The sequence below is a fragment of the Acinetobacter lwoffii genome, from assembly GCF_015602705.1.
GTDB lineage: Bacteria > Pseudomonadota > Gammaproteobacteria > Pseudomonadales > Moraxellaceae > Acinetobacter > Acinetobacter lwoffii_E.
This window is the reverse complement of record NZ_CP059081.1, coordinates 2,079,143-2,094,903: the sequence shown is the minus strand read 5'-3', so window position 1 is coordinate 2,094,903 and position 15,761 is coordinate 2,079,143. Positions and strand designations below refer to the sequence as shown.

The window sequence follows — 15,761 nt, the reverse complement described above, 5'->3', positions numbered from 1 at the left end:
GCAGCAATGCTGCTCACCTCTTTAAAAAGAGGGGGAACTCCTAAATCAGAACGGAGATAAAGTCCCTCTTTATTAAAGAGGGATTTAGGGAGATTAAAAAAAGATTCAAAACAACCGATTTCTAAAGAATATGTGGAGCTTTGAGCGATGTCTCATCAATCTGATTTAATCAGCCAAGATATCTTGGGCTATCTGAAACAACATGAAAATAAAGACCTGTTGCGTTTCCTGACTTGCGGTAACGTGGACGATGGTAAATCGACGTTAATCGGTCGTCTGCTGTACGATTCAAAATTGATTTATGAAGATCAATTACAGGCTGTGACCCGTGACTCGAAAAAAGTCGGTACGACAGGTGATGCACCTGACTTGGCACTTCTGGTTGATGGTTTACAAGCGGAGCGTGAGCAAGGCATTACCATTGATGTGGCATATCGTTATTTCTCGACAGAAAAACGTAAATTCATCATCGCGGACACGCCGGGACACGAACAGTACACCCGTAACATGGCAACCGGTGCGTCGACTTGTGACCTTGCAATCATTTTGATTGATGCGCGTTATGGCGTGCAAACCCAGACGCGTCGTCATACCTTTATTGCGAGTTTGCTCGGGATCAAGAACATCATTGTTGCAATCAATAAGATGGACTTGGTGGAATTCTCTGAAACGCGTTTCAATGAAATCCAGGCTGAATATGCGGCATTCGTTGCACAATTGGGCGACCGTAAACCAAGCAATATCATCTTTACGCCTATTTCTGCATTGAATGGCGATAACGTGGTGAACAAGTCAGCCAATACGCCATGGTACACTGGTGAAACGCTGATGGGTACACTTGAATCGGTGGAAATTAACCGTAGTTCAGCGAAGCAGGATTTCCGTTTCCCTGTGCAATACGTGAACCGTCCAAACCTCGACTTCCGTGGTTTCTGCGGTACGATCGCACTTGGCGATATCAATGTTGGCGATACCGTAACAGCATTACCTTCTGGTAAATCATCGACTGTCAAAGAAATTGTCACTTTTGATGGCAATCTTGAGCATGCAGTTGCAGGTCAGGCAGTGACTTTAACGCTTAACGATGAAATTGATATTTCACGTGGTAACGTGTTAATTCGTGCTGATCAAGCGGTTCCAAATATTTCACGTTCAGTTCAAGCGACTGTAGTGTGGATGGCAGATCAACCACTTGTACTAGGTAAGCTGTATAACATCAAGATTGGTACACAAACCGTTCCGGCAAAAGTAACGGCAATTCATTACCGTACCAACGTCAATACATTGGAAAAAGTTCAGGTGGATAAACTTGAGCTGAATGCAATTGCCAATGTAACTGTTGAATTTGATGCACCAGTGGTCTTTGACCGTTATCAGGACAGCCGTTTCACCGGTTCGTTTATCTTCATCGATCGTTTAAATAACGTGACGATTGGTGCGGGTATGGTGGAAGAATCAGTTGAATGGTCTGCACATGATGAGCCTGTCACTGCAGAAGTACGTGCAGCACGTTTGGGTCAAAAACCTGCTGCTGTAACTGTAACTGCCAAAGCTCTGGAAAATGCTCAGGCGCTAGAAAGCTTGCTGATTCAGCAAGGGATCGTTGCTATTGCTAAAGCAGGTTTGAATGCGGAGCAGGTTGCACTGGTTCGTGAAACTGGTGTGGTTGTGATTACCGATGCCGCTGAAGGTACAGACACGACTTTAACCGTAGATACAGTTGAAGAACTTGCTGAGAAGATTGTGGAATTAGTTCGTCTATAAGACTGGGCTAATTTGAAAAAACCCGCTGGAAAGCGGGTTTTTTTATTGCCTAAATTTTGATTGCATGAAAATCATTCGATTAGTCAAAATGTGATCTTTCAATTTACTAGTCAATTAATACAATACTCCCTAGATTTGGGGAATATATGAAAAAATTAATATTGCTGGCTAGTTTGTGTATGGCTTTTGGAGTAGATGCCAAGCAAACCACAACCAGTACTGAATCGATCAAGCAAAAAATAATCCAGCAGTCGATTGAGAGTTATTCGGGCAATTGCCCATGCCCTTACAATACTGCACGTAATGGTAGTCGCTGTGGTAAACGTAGTGCTTATAACCGTGCAGGCGGATATGCGCCACTATGTTATCCGGAAGATGTGAGTGAAAATATGGTAAAGGAATATAAAGGGCGTAGTTAATTAAAGTCTCCGTATTTTTATAGCGAGCTAAAAGAAATATTTTTATTAGATTTAGCTTTAGATGGATAATTATTCATAAGAATCATTGAGGACTAAGGTCAGAATAGCTTTCATTTCGGTTAAGCTTTTCACGCCTGCAATCCTTTTAATGATTTCTCCATTTCTAAAAATAAGCGTAGAAGGCAAACCATAGGCATTATAGCGCAAGGTTAAAATCGGAGACTGATCTACATTGATCTTGCCAAATTTAATCTCAGGATTTACCTCAGCATAGTATGTCGCCAGTTCGGCAAAGACCGGAAAATTCTGAACACAAGGCTTGCACCAGTCTGCATAAAAGCGAATCACGGCAAAACCTTCAAACCACTCAAAATCACTGTAATTGTTTTCGCTATATTCGATCACTTGGGTCATGGTCGGCCTATTATCAATTTTCTGAATAGTTACCCGATTATACATAAGTCCGATGTGGCTTCATTCCTCATGCTAACTATGTTCAAATAAGTCCAAGACATATGAAATGCATAGATTAGGGAAAGAAACCATGTCGCAACAAACCATGCAGCAAGTCATTATTACAGAACCGGGTGGTGTCGATAAACTCGCTTATGAAACGGTGACTGTACCTGAACCTAGAGCAGATGAAGTTCTGGTGAAAGTTCATGCCTTTGGTATTAACCGTCCAGATATCCTGCAGCGTCAAGGCTTATATCCGATGCCGAAAGGGGTAACGCCAGTTCCTGGCCTGGAAGTGGCAGGTGAGGTGGTTGCGATTGGTAGTGATGTAAGTCAGTTTAAAGTTGGTGATCAAGTCTGTGGTTTGACCAATGGTGGCGGTTATGCTGAATATTGCGTCATACCTGAAAGCCAGACCTTGAATATTCCTGAAGGCGTAAGTTTTGTACAGGCAGCGGCCATTCCTGAAACTTTCTTTACTGTATGGGCGAACGTGTTCCAGATGGGTAAGGCCAAAGCAGGGGAAACTGTACTGGTACATGGTGGAACGAGCGGGATTGGTACGACTGCTTTGATGTTGTGTAAATCACTTGGCATCAAAACCTTTGCAACCGTCGGTTCAGATGAAAAAGTTGCGGCTATTGCAGATTTAACCACGGCTATTAACTATAAAACTCAGGACTTTGAGCAAGTTATTAATGAAGCCACTGACAATGGCGGTGTTGATGTCATTTTAGATATGGTCGGTGCTCCTTATTTAGAGCGTAATTTGAATTTGTTGCGCCGTGATGGACGTCTGGTCTATATCGCGTTCTTGGGCGGGGCTAAAGCCAAAGAAGTTAAACTCGGTCAGATTATGATGAAACGTTTGACCATTACCGGTTCCACCATGCGTGCACGTAGCACGGCTGAAAAAGCGGAAATTGCACAAGGTCTGAAAGAGCAGATTGCACCATTATGGACAAAAGGCGAATGTCTGCCGATGATCTATAAAACGTTTAAATTTGATCAGATTCAGGATGCCCATGCCACAATGGATACTGGAGAGCATGTGGGTAAAGTTGTAGTTGAAATTATTTAATACGAGATAAGTGATTCAAAAAAAGCCAGTAATTTTACTGGCTTTTTTTAATTTTAAGTAAAATATTATTACAAATAAATATATAAAATCTTGAATAAAAATTAAAAAATGTTAACTGTTCGACACAACCTGTCAATTATGACACGTAAATTGCATGTATAGATAATTCCGACCAAATGGTTAAACATTCACATGAATGTGAGAGGGAAAATAAGATGAAAATTATTTCAACAGCATATAGTTCAAAACATAGTTTAAGAGCATTACGACGTATTCATAAAATGATTATTCGCGGAACCATCAGCTGGGTAGAGTTACATAAAATGTATCGGGCGATGCTGCATCTGGAGCGTTATATAGAAAGATTAACAATACAAAATCGTCATTCAAGCAAGAAAGCATCCAGAAAATCCAAATAAGATCTTGTATGTTTAGGGTGAATAAAGGGTCAAGATCTGATGCAAAAAAATATCTTAGACTTTGTCCTAATATTATTCATTGATCGGCATTCAGTATAATCATTCAACATCTAGCGATAAATAAGTACATGAGAATGTATTAAGTGGGGATTTATGAAGCGCCCAGCTTCAACACATGAGCGTCTTGCAGAGCGTTTAGCCAGAATTTTGACCAAATTAAACGTCGGATATCAACTCCGGGCTGCAGAGCTAGCTGCAGAATTTCAGGTCAGCACCCGCACCATTGAGCGTGATTTTGATCGTCTAGGCTCTTACTTACCCTTACTTCAAGATGAACAGAAACGATATTATCTGGAACCCTCTTATTTAGGGCGATTTAAATTGCAGGATATCCAGACTTTTGCCCAGCTTTCGGGGATCAGTGAGTTGTATCCGGCGTTGGATATGTCTTTTATGCGTGAACTGCTGGATGAGCGGGCAAATCAGGTATTTTCGGCAAAAGGCTATTATTTTGAAGATGCCAAACAGTTTGCCGAACATTTCAAGTTGCTTGCAAGCGCAATCTATAAACGTCAGCAGGTTGAGTTGCAATATTCAGATCAATTGCGAATCATTAAGCCTTATCGCTTGATTCACCATCATGGTATCTGGTATCTGGTGGGCGTAGATCAGGACAAGTTGCGCACTTATCGCTTAAGTCAGGTGCAACAGCTCAAGCTGGTTTCTAAGGCGGAGAGCTTTGCGCATGATCCTGAAATACTGAAAATGCTGGCAGATGAAGACAGCATCTGGTTTGGGCAGCAAAAGCAGCAAGTCTTAATCAGGGTACAACCTGAAGTCACGGTCTTTTTTAAAGAGCGCCGTTTATTTCCAGAACAGCAGATCGAGCAGGAAGCCGAGACTGGAGAGTTAGTGATCAGTTGCCAGATTCGTCACGAAATGCAGTTGTTGCCTTTGGTGCGTTACTGGTTGCCCTATGTGAAAATTATTGAGCCGATTCATTTTCAGCAGAAACTGGAACAGGATTTGCAAGGATATTTACGTTCTGCTGGATGATATTGAGAAAGCAGAGCAGGAGGGCCTGATTAATGATGACACTTTAAATGGGAATTTAATTTACTTATTTTTTGACTAACTAAATTACAGACATAAAAAAACCAGCTTTCGCTGGGTTCTTTATTTGCACCATCTTTCTATAGTAGAAGAATGGTGCCCGAGGCCAGACTCGAACTGGCACGCTTTGTGGGCGGGGGATTTTAAATCCCCTGTGTCTACCGATTTCACCACTCGGGCTTTAACAAGATGGAGGCGGAGGTCGGAATCGAACCGGCGTCCACGGAGTTGCAGTCCGCTGCATGACCACTCTGCCACCCCGCCGCGTCTTGTTGATGCGTATATTAGCAAGCTCAGAAAAAAAAACAATAGTGTATTCATCTGTATGCGCATAAAAACATCATCTGGCGGAAAATATTTAAATTATTCATGTAGAATGTGCAAAATTGATTCATATCAACACTTGGGAGAAGTGCCGTGGCATTAGTTCTAGACGGTCGTGCATTGGCGAAGCAAATTGAAGCTGACTTGTTTACTCGCGTAGAAGCGCTGAAAGCAAAATCAGGTCGTACTCCAATTCTTGCGACGATTTTGGTAGGTGACGATGGTGCATCTGCAACTTATGTTCGCATGAAAGGCAATGCCTGCCGCCGTGTTGGTATGGATTCACTCAAAGTGGAACTTCCTAAAGAAACCACAACTGAAGAATTATTGGCTGAAATTGAAAAATTAAATGCAAATCCTGATGTGCACGGTATTCTGCTTCAGCACCCGGTTCCTGCGCAAATTGATGAGCGTGCCTGTTTCGATGCAATCTCGCTTGAAAAAGACGTAGATGGTGTCACTTGCCTGGGCTATGGTCGTATGGCAATGGGTGAGGCAGCCTATGGTTCAGCGACGCCTGCGGGTATTATGACTATCCTGAAAGAGAACAACATTGAAATCGCTGGTAAACATGCGGTAGTTGTAGGTCGTTCTGCAATTTTGGGTAAACCAATGGCTGCGATGCTGCTAGAAGCGAATGCAACCGTAACCATTTGCCATTCACGTACTCAAGATCTTGCAAGCTTTGTTAAGCAAGCAGATATCATTGTCGGTGCGGTAGGTAAAGCAGAATTAATTCAAAAAGACTGGATCAAACAAGGTGCAGTGGTTGTTGATGCTGGTTTCCATCCACGTGATGGCGGTGGTGTTGGTGATATCCAACTTGTTGGCATTGAAGAAATTGCTTCTGCTTACACACCAGTTCCGGGTGGTGTAGGTCCAATGACGATTACCACTTTAATCCGTCAAACGGTTGAAGCTGCTGAAAAAGCTTTAGGTTAATCAAATCCTCCCTAACCCTCCTTTTTCAAAGGAGGGAACTCTGATCACTATTTTTGGATGGAGTTTCCCCCTCTTTTTTAAAGAGGGACTAGGGGAGATTCTTCAAAGACATTAATACTAATTAAAAGAAATCTAATGAGCTGCACCTTCCGACTCCCTCAAGCCCCAGAACATCTACTAAAAGCCTTGCATGATGTGATTCCACACTGTGAGCTACATGCACAGCAATTGCCGGATACACCCATTTCCCTGTGGCTGATTCCGCCAGTATTCCCAACAGATAAGCTGGATGATGAGGTGATTCGTCGCATTTGGAATGATACACCATACTGGATCTTTTGCTGGGCCTCAGGCTTGGCGATGGCGCAGTGGCTATTGGCAGAGCCGCATCATGTTAAAGACAAAGTAGTTTTGGATTTTGGGGCGGGATCGGGCGTAGTTGCCATTGCGGCGAAAATGGCAGGTGCAAAACGTGTGATCTGCTGTGATATCGATCAAGTTAGTCTAGATGCCTGTCGTGCCAATGCAGAGCTAAATGATGTCGAGCTTGAATATCTGGATGACCTATATAAGGCAGAGAAAGTGGATATTTTATTAGCCGCAGATGTGCTCTATGATCAATGTAACCGTTTCTTCCTGAATGAGTTTTTAAAATTTGCACCTGAGGTGTGGGTTGCAGACAGTCGGGTAAAAAACTTTAGTCATCCTCAATATGAAAAACTGGATGAGCGTAGTGCGACGACCTGGCCGGATTTGGATGAATCGCCCTAATTTCGTAATGTCAGTTTCTATAAAACACGTTAAATTTAAAAAATTAAAAAGGGCACTAGGCCCTTTTTGATTGTCTTACTCTGATTAAGTAACTAAGTATCAGATATTAAGAACAGGTATAACGAATAACCCGCATGGTCGTAGGGCGGGCTTCTAAAGCTTCGCGTGCACCCGGGTTCTCGCTATTATGTAAATCAGGCGTATTGCTCAAGCTGATTTGCGTGCGGCTATTACCCAGTTGGCGGCCATAGTTTTCCTGTTCCGCAGTTGGATTGGAAATTTCATTGGTGCTTAAAATCTGGATGTTGTAAGTTTTGGAATTTCCTAATACGTGTCTGCAAGCGGCTTGCAAGCGATTTTCATCCTGGCTTGGTCGTCCTGAGAGGGTGTAGCTCAAGGTTGCTGTATTGCCTGAACGTTCCAGAATTTCATAGCCACTTTGTCCATTGAATTGATGGGGTGTGGTCTGACATGCACTCAGTACGAAACTGCTCGCAGCCATAGCCAAAATTACTGTTGTTCTTTTCATATTTATAGTTCCTGAAGTCTTGGCTTAAGTATGCCATATTTTGCTTAAACTGCTGCTCTGGTCAATTGTGATCAATTGTAGGACTTACGCACTGTTATTTATAGACTCTCTGTGGTAGCAGATGATTTTTATCGAGAATAAAGTCATCAATGAAGTTTTTGATAATTGGTCTAAATAATTTCTTCTGCCAACGATATACATTTTCAAAGATCCGCTCAAACTGGTTCTTTTGTATCTCAACGTAGGCCATCAAGGCTGAAAAAATATGATTCAAAATCAGTTTAGACCGTCTTACCTGAAACTTTTCAATATGACAAACCTGTTTAATCACCCGGTGATATTGTTCTATTTTCCAATGACTTGAATGTAATTCATGAAAACCCTCAAAGGATAATAAATCATCTTCATCTTGATACACAATATAAAACCTCTGCTGTTCTTTTAACTGAGTCTTAAATAATTGTACAAAGCCAAAATCTTTGAGCCAGACCACTTGACCCTGATGGAAATTTGGCAATAAACGCAGTTGAAACCATTGTCCTTTTTCAGGGGAAACCTTACGGTTACAGTCGATACCAAACATAAATCGAATACCATGTTTTCTTATGGTTTTTAGATTTCCAGTCGATGAATACCAACTATCACCTGAAATAAATTGAATCTTTGCACCCCAACTAAGTACTTCACTTAACATATCCATAAAGTAATCATTCTTGGTTTTACTTTCAGATTTGTCATAAATTCGGAAATTAATTGGAATATTTTGACCATTTTGATCTGTCGCATACAAGGTAATGAGATTAATACCCTTGACGGATCGGTGGTGTTTGCCTGACCAAAAATAGCTAACCAAGTCCATATGTTGACTATATGGTTTATCTAAAACAGTATCATCAATACTGACTATAAGCTTATTATTATCAATATGTTGAATTGCTTCTTGATATAGGTCGTGAGGTGTGTAGTCTTCACGCTCTAGAAAGCGATTTACACTATCATGCGAGATATTATAAGTCTCGGCAAGTTGTGTGCAGCTAATAGAGTTCGGTTCTGTCATGAGAAAGCCCATATAAATGGGTAATGTACAAGTTGCTGTAGAAGCATGTTTAGTTCGTCTGATCACAGATACGTTATAAACTATTGTAATACTTTTTTGAATCCGTCAATGCGTAAGTCCTAAATTGTTTAAACAGCCAATAAAAAAGGCCGCTTACGCGACCTTTTTTAACTAAATCAGCAATTAAGCAGATTTAACCGCAGCAATAAGTTCTGCTTGACGAGTTTTTAACGCTTCCGGTAAACGCTCACCTAACTTATCGAACAATTCAGTATGGCTTTCAAGCTCTTTGATCCATTGATCTTTGTCTTGAGAAGTTACTAGGTCAAACTGTTCTTTAGTGAAGTCAGAACCAGTCCAGTTCAGCTGTTCGTAAGTAGGAACTAGGCCGATTGGTGTTTCAACAGCATCAGCACGACCTTCACAACGGTCAATGATCCACTCAAGAACACGCATGTTTTGACCGAAACCAGGCCATACGAAGTTGCCTTCAGCATCACGACGGAACCAGTTCACGTTGTAGATACCTGGAAGTTTGTTGCCAGCAGCAGCAGCTTTCGCACCCACTTGCTCACCCATTTCTAACCAGTGCGTGAAGTAATCTGCCATGTTGTAGCCCGCGAATGGAAGCATCGCGAACGGGTCACGACGAACAACACCTTGTTGACCAACAGCAGCAGCAGTTGTTTCAGAGCCCATCGTTGCAGCTTTGTAAACACCGTCAACCCAGTCAAATGCTTCTGAAATTAGAGGCACAGTGTCTGCACGGCGACCACCGAAGATGAACGCAGAAATTGGCACGCCAGCTGGATTTTCCCAGTCAGCGTCAATAGAAGGGCATTGACCAGCTGCAACTGTGAAACGAGCATTTGGATGCGCTGCTTTTTCTTCGCCAGTGTGTGGTTGACCTTTCCAGTTAGTCAGGTTGGCAGGCGCTTCTTTAGTCAGACCTTCCCACCATACTTCACCGTTGTCAGTCACAGCGACGTTTGTATAAATCACGTCTTTGTGCATGGTTGCCATACAGTTCGGGTTGGTCTTGGTGTTGGTACCAGGCGCTACACCGAAGAAGCCAGCTTCAGGGTTGATTGCATATAAGCGACCGTCTTCACCTGGTTTGATCCAAGCAATATCGTCACCTACAGTTTCAATCTTCCAGCCTTCATAGCCTGCTGGTGGAATCAACATAGCGAAGTTTGTTTTACCACATGCAGATGGGAATGCAGCTGCGATGTAGTGTTTTTCGCCTTGTGGATTGGTCACGCCAAGGATCAGCATGTGTTCAGCTAACCAGCCTTGTTGACGACCCATAAATGATGCAATACGTAATGCCAGGCATTTTTTACCCAACAATGCGTTACCGCCATAACCAGAACCATAAGACCAGATCTCACGCGTTTCTGGGTAATGCACGATGTATTTTTCTTTGTTGCAAGGCCATGCGACATCTTTTTCGCCGTTCGCAAGCGGAGCACCTACAGTGTGTACGCAAGGAACGTATTCACCGTCAGTACCAAGAACGTCATAAACAGCTTTACCCATACGAGCCATTTTAGACATGCTTACTGCAACGTAAGGAGAGTCAGTTAACTCGATACCGATATGAGCGATATGAGAACCCAATGGACCCATTGAGAATGGAACCACATAAAGTGTACGACCTGCCATTGAACCGTCAAATAAACCGTTCAATTTTTCGCGCATGACAGCAGGTGCTTCCCAGTTGTTGGTCGCGCCAGCATCGTCTTTGTTTTCAGAGCAGATGTAAGTACGATTTTCAACACGTGCTACGTCAGAAGGATCAGAATTTGCAAGATAAGAACCAGGATGAGTTTCTTGATTCAGCGCTTGCATTGTGCCGTTAGCGATCATCAAGTCGATATAACGTTGATATTCTTCTGCGCTACCGTCACACCATTCAATTTTTGCTGGTTTTGTTAATTTAGCAATCTCTTCCACCCAAGCAATAAGCTTAGGGTGACGAACGAATTCTGGTGCGTTCACTTGGGTCATGGTGAGGCCTATCTCAAATGTGTACAAATTAGATGTACAAAGTACAATCCGAGCAATAAAAAATATCGCCCAGATGAAATATGAAAAAAAGTGGCTGTATTAAAGCATAAAATGATAAAAAAAATAAGACCAAAGAAGTGCTAGATTTCTTTTGGAATATAATGCTATTTTATTTATAAATATAAGTAAAACAACAAGATAAAACTAAATGTTTGAATTATTAATATTATTTATTTAAATTATGGATAGTATTTATTTTAAAAATTAATATTAAAATCATTATCTTAATTTTATAAGACCTTTAATATTCATTATTGATTAAATAAATGGTTGCCATTTGAATTTTACATAAAGCCACTGTTAATTGTCTATGAATTGGACAAAATGCCAATAGGCTTCAATGAAATTGCGCGAAAAATGTCTAATCAATCTAAACCCTTATCGCTAATTTTTAATCATAAAGCTGGTTTTCGCATACAGGGGCCAGAAGGCATTTATGAGCAGCTGATCGATATATTTTCAGCCCAGGGTTATCAAACTAAAGCTTATGAAATCAATGATTCACAGCAATTTGATAAAATTATGGCTGAGGTGCTTGAACAGCATTTGGCATCTAGCGAGTCAGGAATTATCGTTGCGGCAGGCGGAGATGGAACTTTAAATACAGTCGCCAAACATGTGTTGAATACGCAAATTCCTGTCGGTATTTTGCCTTTAGGGACTTTTAACTATGTAGCCAGATTATTGGGGATTCCGCTAGATTTACTTGAAGCGGCAAAAGTGATTGCGACAGGACAGCCACAACGTATGAATGTTGCTCGGATCAATCAGGAAATTTATCTGAATAATGCCAGTTTGGGTCTATATCCTTTATTTATTAAAAAACGTGAAGACTATAATCGTATTTTTGGTCGCTTACCGCTACATGCCTATACTTCTGCACTGGATGTTTTAATTCGCGACCGTAAAGAATTAAAACTAAAAATCTGGGTGGATCAAAAGAAATATCCGGTAAAAACACCACTGATCTTTTTTGGCAATAATCCTTTGCAACTGGCGGATATGAAAATGCGCATTGCAGAGGCGGCTGAAAAAGGTAAAGTGGCGGGAGTGATAGTTTCTAAAAGTGATAAGCTTACTTTATTTAAGTTGGTGTATCGGCTGATTCGTGGGAAGATTGACCAGGCATCGGATGTTTATAGTTTTGCAGCCGATCAAGTCCGAATCGAATCCAGAGCCAGGAAACTGATGGTGGCGATTGATGGGGAAATTGTGGAAATGGCCCCGCCACTCAATATTTCTGTATTAAAAGATAGCCTAAGTGTAATGGTGCCACATGATCCTGCATCTGTCTGATCTGCATTTTGGAACAGAGAAGCAGGAGTGTTTAGAAGCGATTCGGCATTTCTGTCAGACCCATCCACTTGAAGCTGTCGTCATCAGTGGTGATCTGACCCAGCGCGCACGTTTGGGCCAGTTTTTTGCCTGTAAAAAATTTTTAGATCAGCTCAATACGCCTTATATGGTGATCCCAGGGAATCATGATATTCCGCTCTATCATTTATGGAATCGGCTTTTCAATCCATTTACCCGTTACCAGATTTTTTTTGGTGAATTGGAGCCAATATTTGAAACTGAAAATTTTTATCTGATTGGGGTGAATTCGATCCGACGTCGATATCATACCAAAGGGCATTTATCCCTTGAGCAGATTCAGCGTATTGACCTGACGCTGGCGCAGGCGCCTGCGTCCAAATTAAAAATCATTGTCAGCCATCAGCCTTTTTATGTGCCTTTTCAAAATAAGCGCGGTTTCAAGGACAGCCCATTGATGGCCAAAATTGCTTTAGAGGCCTGGGCAGAGCATGGTCTGTTTGCGCTGTTGCATGGGCATCTGCATCAACCGGCGATTTATGATTTGAATCAGATGTTCGGATTGGGGATGGATCATCCTGTATATGATGTACATGCAGGGACTTCTGCGTCAAATCGTCTACATAAAGATGAACCGAACAGCTTTAATCTGATTGATGCCACAGGAAAAATTTCTCAATATTTATTCGATGAAGTGGCACAAGCCTTTATGTTGAAGGCTGATCTGCCGAATAAATAGACGAAAACCTATGATTCGTTAAAAAAAACCAATTTTTTTTCATTTTTGCCCTTGAAGCGTTTTATTCCATCTCCATAAAAGTGACATCAAAAATTTTTGATGATGACCCATGGAATAATTAAGTCGTCATCAGTGACCTAAAAAAGACTTAGTCTGATGGAGTTATTTATGAGCAACATTCGTCCATTACATGACCGCGTTGTTATTCGTCGTGTTGAAGAAGAAACTAAAACAGCTGGGGGCATTTTACTTCCAGGTTCGGCTGCTGAAAAACCTGCTCAAGGTGAAATCATTGCAGTTGGTAATGGTCAAATCACTGACAATGGCGTACGCGCGTTAGACGTAAAAGTTGGCGACAAAGTATTGTTCGGTACTTATGCAGGCACTACTGTAAAAGTAAACGGCGAAGAGCTTTTAATCATGAAAGAATCTGACATTTTAGCGGTATTAGAAGCTTAATCTGCGCTAAAAAAGTTTTATTCATTCCAAATCAGATTTTGTAAAGATACAACAATATTCGGAGTCAAATATGTCAGCTAAAGACGTAAAATTTGGTGATTCAGCTCGTTCAAAAATGATTGCTGGTGTAAACACCCTTGCAGATGCAGTAAAGGTTACTTTGGGTCCTAAGGGCCGTAACGTTGTTATCGACCGTTCTTTTGGTGCACCGCACATCACTAAAGATGGTGTCACTGTTGCCAAAGAAATTACGCTGAAAGACAAGTTCGAGAACATGGGTGCTCAACTGGTTCGTGAAGTTTCTTCAAAAACCAATGACATCGCAGGTGATGGTACAACGACTGCAACTGTATTGGCACAAGCAATTTTGAATGAAGGCATCAAGTCAGTAACAGCGGGTATGAACCCAATGGACTTGAAACGCGGTATCGATATTGCGGTACGTTCTGTAGTTGAAAACATCAAGGCAACTGCAAAACCAGCATCAGACTCTAAAGCGATTGAACAAGTAGGTTCGATCTCTGCTAACTCTGATACGACTGTAGGTCAGCTGATTGCGCAAGCAATGGAAAAAGTGGGCAAAGAAGGCGTGATCACGGTTGAAGAAGGTTCAGGCTTCGAAGATTCGCTTGACGTAGTTGAAGGCATGCAGTTCGACCGCGGTTATATTTCTCCGTACTTCGCGAACAAGCAAGATACTTTAACAGCTGAACTTGAAAATCCATTCATTCTTCTTGTTGATAAGAAAATCAGCAATATTCGTGAATTGATTACAGTACTTGAAGCTGTTGCTAAAACTGGCAAACCGCTTTTAATCATTTCTGAAGATGTTGAAGGCGAAGCGCTTGCGACGCTTGTTGTCAACAACATGCGCGGTATTATCAAAGTATGTGCGGTGAAAGCACCTGGTTTTGGTGATCGTCGTAAAGCTATGCTTCAAGACATCGCGATCTTGACTGGCGGTACTGTGATTTCTGAAGAAATCGGCATGCAGCTGGATCAAACGACGCTTGATCACTTGGGTACAGCACATAAAGTAACTGTATCTAAAGAAAATACTGTAATTGTAGATGGTGCTGGTAATGCTGGCCAAATCGCTGACCGTGTACAGCAAATCCGTGCACAGATCGAAGAATCTACTTCAGAATATGACAAAGAAAAACTTCAAGAGCGTGTAGCGAAACTTGCTGGCGGTGTTGCTGTCATCAAAATCGGTGCTGCAACTGAAGTTGCAATGAAAGAGAAAAAAGACCGTGTAGATGACGCGCTTCATGCGACTCGCGCTGCAGTTGAAGAAGGTGTCGTTGCGGGTGGTGGTGTTGCACTAGTACGTGCTGCATCTGCACTTGAAGGCGTAACAGGCGCGAATGATGACCAAAACGTAGGTATCAACATTCTTCGTCGTGCGATTGAAGCACCGCTTCGTCAAATCGTATCTAACGCAGGTGATGAGCCTTCTGTAGTGATCAACGCTGTGAAGAATGGCGAAGGTAACTTCGGTTATAACGCTGCAACTGGCGAATATGGCGATATGCTGGAAATGGGTATTCTTGACCCTGCTAAAGTAACGCGTTCTGCACTTGAGCACGCCGCTTCTGTTGCTGGCTTGATGCTGACCACTGAATGCATGATCACTGAAATCCCAGAAGACAAACCTGCAATGCCTGATATGGGTGGCATGGGTGGTATGGGCGGCATGATGTAATTCATCATCCGAGCATTTCATAAAAAATCCCCGCAATAGCGGGGATTTTTTTATGCGTTTACAAAATTATGATGCGGACTTTTTAACTAATTTATAATTTAAATTACTGTCGATTTTTTTACCTGATTTCATCTCGCGTGCTTCAACAAAATTTTCACCAACAAAGAATTTACGGTTTTCAGCTTTGTTATCTAATGTGATGATTGAAGGATCTTGAGGGTCAAAACTGAAACTACCTTTAGTTTCCGTCTCATTATTTCCAGCTTTACCTAAATATTCCTCATTTAGCTCATAGGTTTTATCCGGATTGAGATCTAACTCGACCTTAATCCCTTCACAGTCAGCACAAGGAAAAACACCTTCGTATTCACCTGCCCAATCTAGCGAAGTTTCTGCGCTATCAGCACGGTTCACACTGGTATCCGCGTTATTTTGCTCCATCATGGCTGGGCTGGATTGAGCATTATTGTTCCTCGGCTCATTATCATTAGGCTTTGAACAGGCGGTTAAAGCTCCTGCAATAACGACTGCTATTGCAGCAGTAAGCGTTAATTTTTTCATTGTTTTGACCCTATTAAATTATTTGTTATGAATTA

General features: G+C 41.8%; 16 protein-coding genes and 2 tRNA genes. 11 read left to right on the top strand and 7 right to left on the bottom strand.

What is annotated here, in order from left to right:
• Nucleotides 1-147 precede the first annotated feature (147 nt).
• Both cysN and H0S56_RS10130 read left to right on the top strand, forming a co-directional pair.
• Nucleotides 148-1,764 carry a sulfate adenylyltransferase subunit CysN gene (gene cysN / locus H0S56_RS10135; RefSeq protein ID WP_195724983.1) on the top strand — a complete coding sequence of 539 codons (1,617 nt, stop codon included), beginning with the start codon at nucleotides 148-150 and terminating at the stop codon, nucleotides 1,762-1,764.
• A gap of 146 nt (nucleotides 1,765-1,910) precedes the next feature.
• Entirely contained in the window at nucleotides 1,911-2,183 is a 273-nt protein-coding gene (locus H0S56_RS10130) for a hypothetical protein (RefSeq protein WP_195724982.1), read from the top strand.
• A 69-nt stretch (nucleotides 2,184-2,252) separates the two neighbouring features.
• Here the strand turns inward: H0S56_RS10130 and H0S56_RS10125 are convergent, their stop codons facing one another.
• A complete protein-coding gene (locus H0S56_RS10125; protein ID WP_195724981.1) occupies nucleotides 2,253-2,597 on the bottom strand; it encodes a thioredoxin family protein in 345 nt (114 codons plus the stop codon).
• A 130-nt stretch (nucleotides 2,598-2,727) separates the two neighbouring features.
• Here H0S56_RS10125 and H0S56_RS10120 point away from each other — a divergent pair, with 130 nt between their 5' ends.
• From H0S56_RS10120 to H0S56_RS10110, 3 genes are all read left to right on the top strand, one after another.
• The gene (locus tag H0S56_RS10120) at nucleotides 2,728-3,720 is read left to right on the top strand and encodes an NAD(P)H-quinone oxidoreductase (protein WP_195724980.1); all 993 of its coding nucleotides are present in this window, start codon (nucleotides 2,728-2,730) and stop codon (nucleotides 3,718-3,720) included.
• A gap of 215 nt (nucleotides 3,721-3,935) precedes the next feature.
• Entirely contained in the window at nucleotides 3,936-4,139 is a 204-nt protein-coding gene (locus H0S56_RS10115; protein ID WP_004646307.1) for a hypothetical protein, read from the top strand.
• Between the two features lie 153 nt (nucleotides 4,140-4,292).
• Nucleotides 4,293-5,195, top strand: coding sequence for a helix-turn-helix transcriptional regulator (locus H0S56_RS10110; protein ID WP_071850596.1), 903 nt, complete (start codon nucleotides 4,293-4,295; stop codon nucleotides 5,193-5,195).
• Nucleotides 5,196-5,346: 151 nt separating this feature from the next.
• Here the strand turns inward: H0S56_RS10110 and H0S56_RS10105 are convergent.
• Together H0S56_RS10105 and H0S56_RS10100 are read right to left on the bottom strand one after the other, a co-directional pair.
• Nucleotides 5,347-5,432 (bottom strand) — tRNA-Leu (locus tag H0S56_RS10105).
• A gap of 10 nt (nucleotides 5,433-5,442) precedes the next feature.
• A tRNA-Cys gene (locus H0S56_RS10100) sits at nucleotides 5,443-5,516 on the bottom strand.
• A 153-nt stretch (nucleotides 5,517-5,669) separates the two neighbouring features.
• Between H0S56_RS10100 and folD the strand changes: the two genes are divergently transcribed.
• Together folD and H0S56_RS10090 are read left to right on the top strand one after the other, a co-directional pair.
• Nucleotides 5,670-6,518, top strand: coding sequence for a bifunctional methylenetetrahydrofolate dehydrogenase/methenyltetrahydrofolate cyclohydrolase FolD (gene folD, locus H0S56_RS10095; RefSeq protein ID WP_004646309.1), 849 nt, complete (start codon nucleotides 5,670-5,672; stop codon nucleotides 6,516-6,518).
• 135 nt (nucleotides 6,519-6,653) lie between these two features.
• Nucleotides 6,654-7,289, top strand: a complete 636-nt coding sequence (locus tag H0S56_RS10090) for a class I SAM-dependent methyltransferase (protein ID WP_195724979.1) — start codon at nucleotides 6,654-6,656, stop codon at nucleotides 7,287-7,289.
• Nucleotides 7,290-7,395: 106 nt separating this feature from the next.
• Here H0S56_RS10090 and H0S56_RS10085 read toward each other — a convergent pair whose 3' ends face one another.
• The 3 genes from H0S56_RS10085 to H0S56_RS10075 form a co-directional block, all read right to left on the bottom strand.
• Nucleotides 7,396-7,818 carry a hypothetical protein gene (locus H0S56_RS10085; RefSeq protein ID WP_004646311.1) on the bottom strand — a complete coding sequence of 141 codons (423 nt, stop codon included), beginning with the start codon at nucleotides 7,816-7,818 and terminating at the stop codon, nucleotides 7,396-7,398.
• A gap of 94 nt (nucleotides 7,819-7,912) precedes the next feature.
• Nucleotides 7,913-8,941 (bottom strand): IS701 family transposase, encoded by a 1,029-nt coding sequence (locus tag H0S56_RS10080; RefSeq protein WP_082190861.1) that lies wholly within the window; start codon nucleotides 8,939-8,941, stop codon nucleotides 7,913-7,915.
• A gap of 117 nt (nucleotides 8,942-9,058) precedes the next feature.
• Nucleotides 9,059-10,888, bottom strand: coding sequence for a phosphoenolpyruvate carboxykinase (GTP) (locus H0S56_RS10075; protein ID WP_195724978.1), 1,830 nt, complete (start codon nucleotides 10,886-10,888; stop codon nucleotides 9,059-9,061).
• 417 nt (nucleotides 10,889-11,305) lie between these two features.
• On the opposite strand from H0S56_RS10075, the gene H0S56_RS10070 reads away from it, so the two are divergent.
• From H0S56_RS10070 to groL, 4 genes are all read left to right on the top strand, one after another.
• The gene (locus tag H0S56_RS10070) at nucleotides 11,306-12,244 is read left to right on the top strand and encodes a diacylglycerol/lipid kinase family protein (RefSeq protein WP_227554888.1); all 939 of its coding nucleotides are present in this window, start codon (nucleotides 11,306-11,308) and stop codon (nucleotides 12,242-12,244) included.
• On the top strand, nucleotides 12,225-13,001 hold the full coding sequence (locus H0S56_RS10065) for a metallophosphoesterase family protein (protein ID WP_195724976.1): 777 nt from the start codon (nucleotides 12,225-12,227) through the stop codon (nucleotides 12,999-13,001). The genes H0S56_RS10070 and H0S56_RS10065 overlap by 20 nt, the downstream gene beginning before the upstream one ends.
• 168 nt (nucleotides 13,002-13,169) lie before the next feature.
• Complete coding sequence (locus H0S56_RS10060) at nucleotides 13,170-13,460, top strand: co-chaperone GroES (protein WP_004646315.1); 291 nt, start codon at nucleotides 13,170-13,172, stop codon at nucleotides 13,458-13,460.
• A 70-nt stretch (nucleotides 13,461-13,530) separates the two neighbouring features.
• Nucleotides 13,531-15,165 carry a chaperonin GroEL gene (groL, locus tag H0S56_RS10055; RefSeq protein WP_004279474.1) on the top strand — a complete coding sequence of 545 codons (1,635 nt, stop codon included), beginning with the start codon at nucleotides 13,531-13,533 and terminating at the stop codon, nucleotides 15,163-15,165.
• Between the two features lie 66 nt (nucleotides 15,166-15,231).
• Here the strand turns inward: groL and H0S56_RS10050 are convergent, their stop codons facing one another.
• On the bottom strand, nucleotides 15,232-15,726 hold the full coding sequence (locus H0S56_RS10050) for a copper resistance protein NlpE (RefSeq protein ID WP_195724975.1): 495 nt from the start codon (nucleotides 15,724-15,726) through the stop codon (nucleotides 15,232-15,234).
• Nucleotides 15,727-15,761 lie beyond the last annotated feature (35 nt).

Excerpts from the sequence above, each read along its gene's own strand:
- H0S56_RS10060 (WP_004646315.1), top strand. The coding sequence starts at position 13,170 with ATGAGCAACATTCGTCCATTACATGACCGCGTTGTTATTCGTCGTGTT.
- cysN (WP_195724983.1), top strand. The coding sequence starts at position 148 with ATGTCTCATCAATCTGATTTAATCAGCCAAGATATCTTGGGCTATCTG.
- H0S56_RS10110 (WP_071850596.1), top strand. The coding sequence starts at position 4,293 with ATGAAGCGCCCAGCTTCAACACATGAGCGTCTTGCAGAGCGTTTAGCC.
- H0S56_RS10090 (WP_195724979.1), top strand. The coding sequence starts at position 6,654 with ATGAGCTGCACCTTCCGACTCCCTCAAGCCCCAGAACATCTACTAAAA.
- H0S56_RS10130 (WP_195724982.1), top strand. The coding sequence starts at position 1,911 with ATGAAAAAATTAATATTGCTGGCTAGTTTGTGTATGGCTTTTGGAGTA.
- H0S56_RS10085 (WP_004646311.1), bottom strand. The coding sequence starts at position 7,818 with ATGAAAAGAACAACAGTAATTTTGGCTATGGCTGCGAGCAGTTTCGTA.
- groL (WP_004279474.1), top strand. The coding sequence starts at position 13,531 with ATGTCAGCTAAAGACGTAAAATTTGGTGATTCAGCTCGTTCAAAAATG.
- H0S56_RS10065 (WP_195724976.1), top strand. The coding sequence starts at position 12,225 with ATGATCCTGCATCTGTCTGATCTGCATTTTGGAACAGAGAAGCAGGAG.
- H0S56_RS10120 (WP_195724980.1), top strand. The coding sequence starts at position 2,728 with ATGTCGCAACAAACCATGCAGCAAGTCATTATTACAGAACCGGGTGGT.
- H0S56_RS10115 (WP_004646307.1), top strand. The coding sequence starts at position 3,936 with ATGAAAATTATTTCAACAGCATATAGTTCAAAACATAGTTTAAGAGCA.
- H0S56_RS10050 (WP_195724975.1), bottom strand. The coding sequence starts at position 15,726 with ATGAAAAAATTAACGCTTACTGCTGCAATAGCAGTCGTTATTGCAGGA.
- H0S56_RS10070 (WP_227554888.1), top strand. The coding sequence starts at position 11,306 with ATGTCTAATCAATCTAAACCCTTATCGCTAATTTTTAATCATAAAGCT.
- H0S56_RS10125 (WP_195724981.1), bottom strand. The coding sequence starts at position 2,597 with ATGACCCAAGTGATCGAATATAGCGAAAACAATTACAGTGATTTTGAG.
- H0S56_RS10075 (WP_195724978.1), bottom strand. The coding sequence starts at position 10,888 with ATGACCCAAGTGAACGCACCAGAATTCGTTCGTCACCCTAAGCTTATT.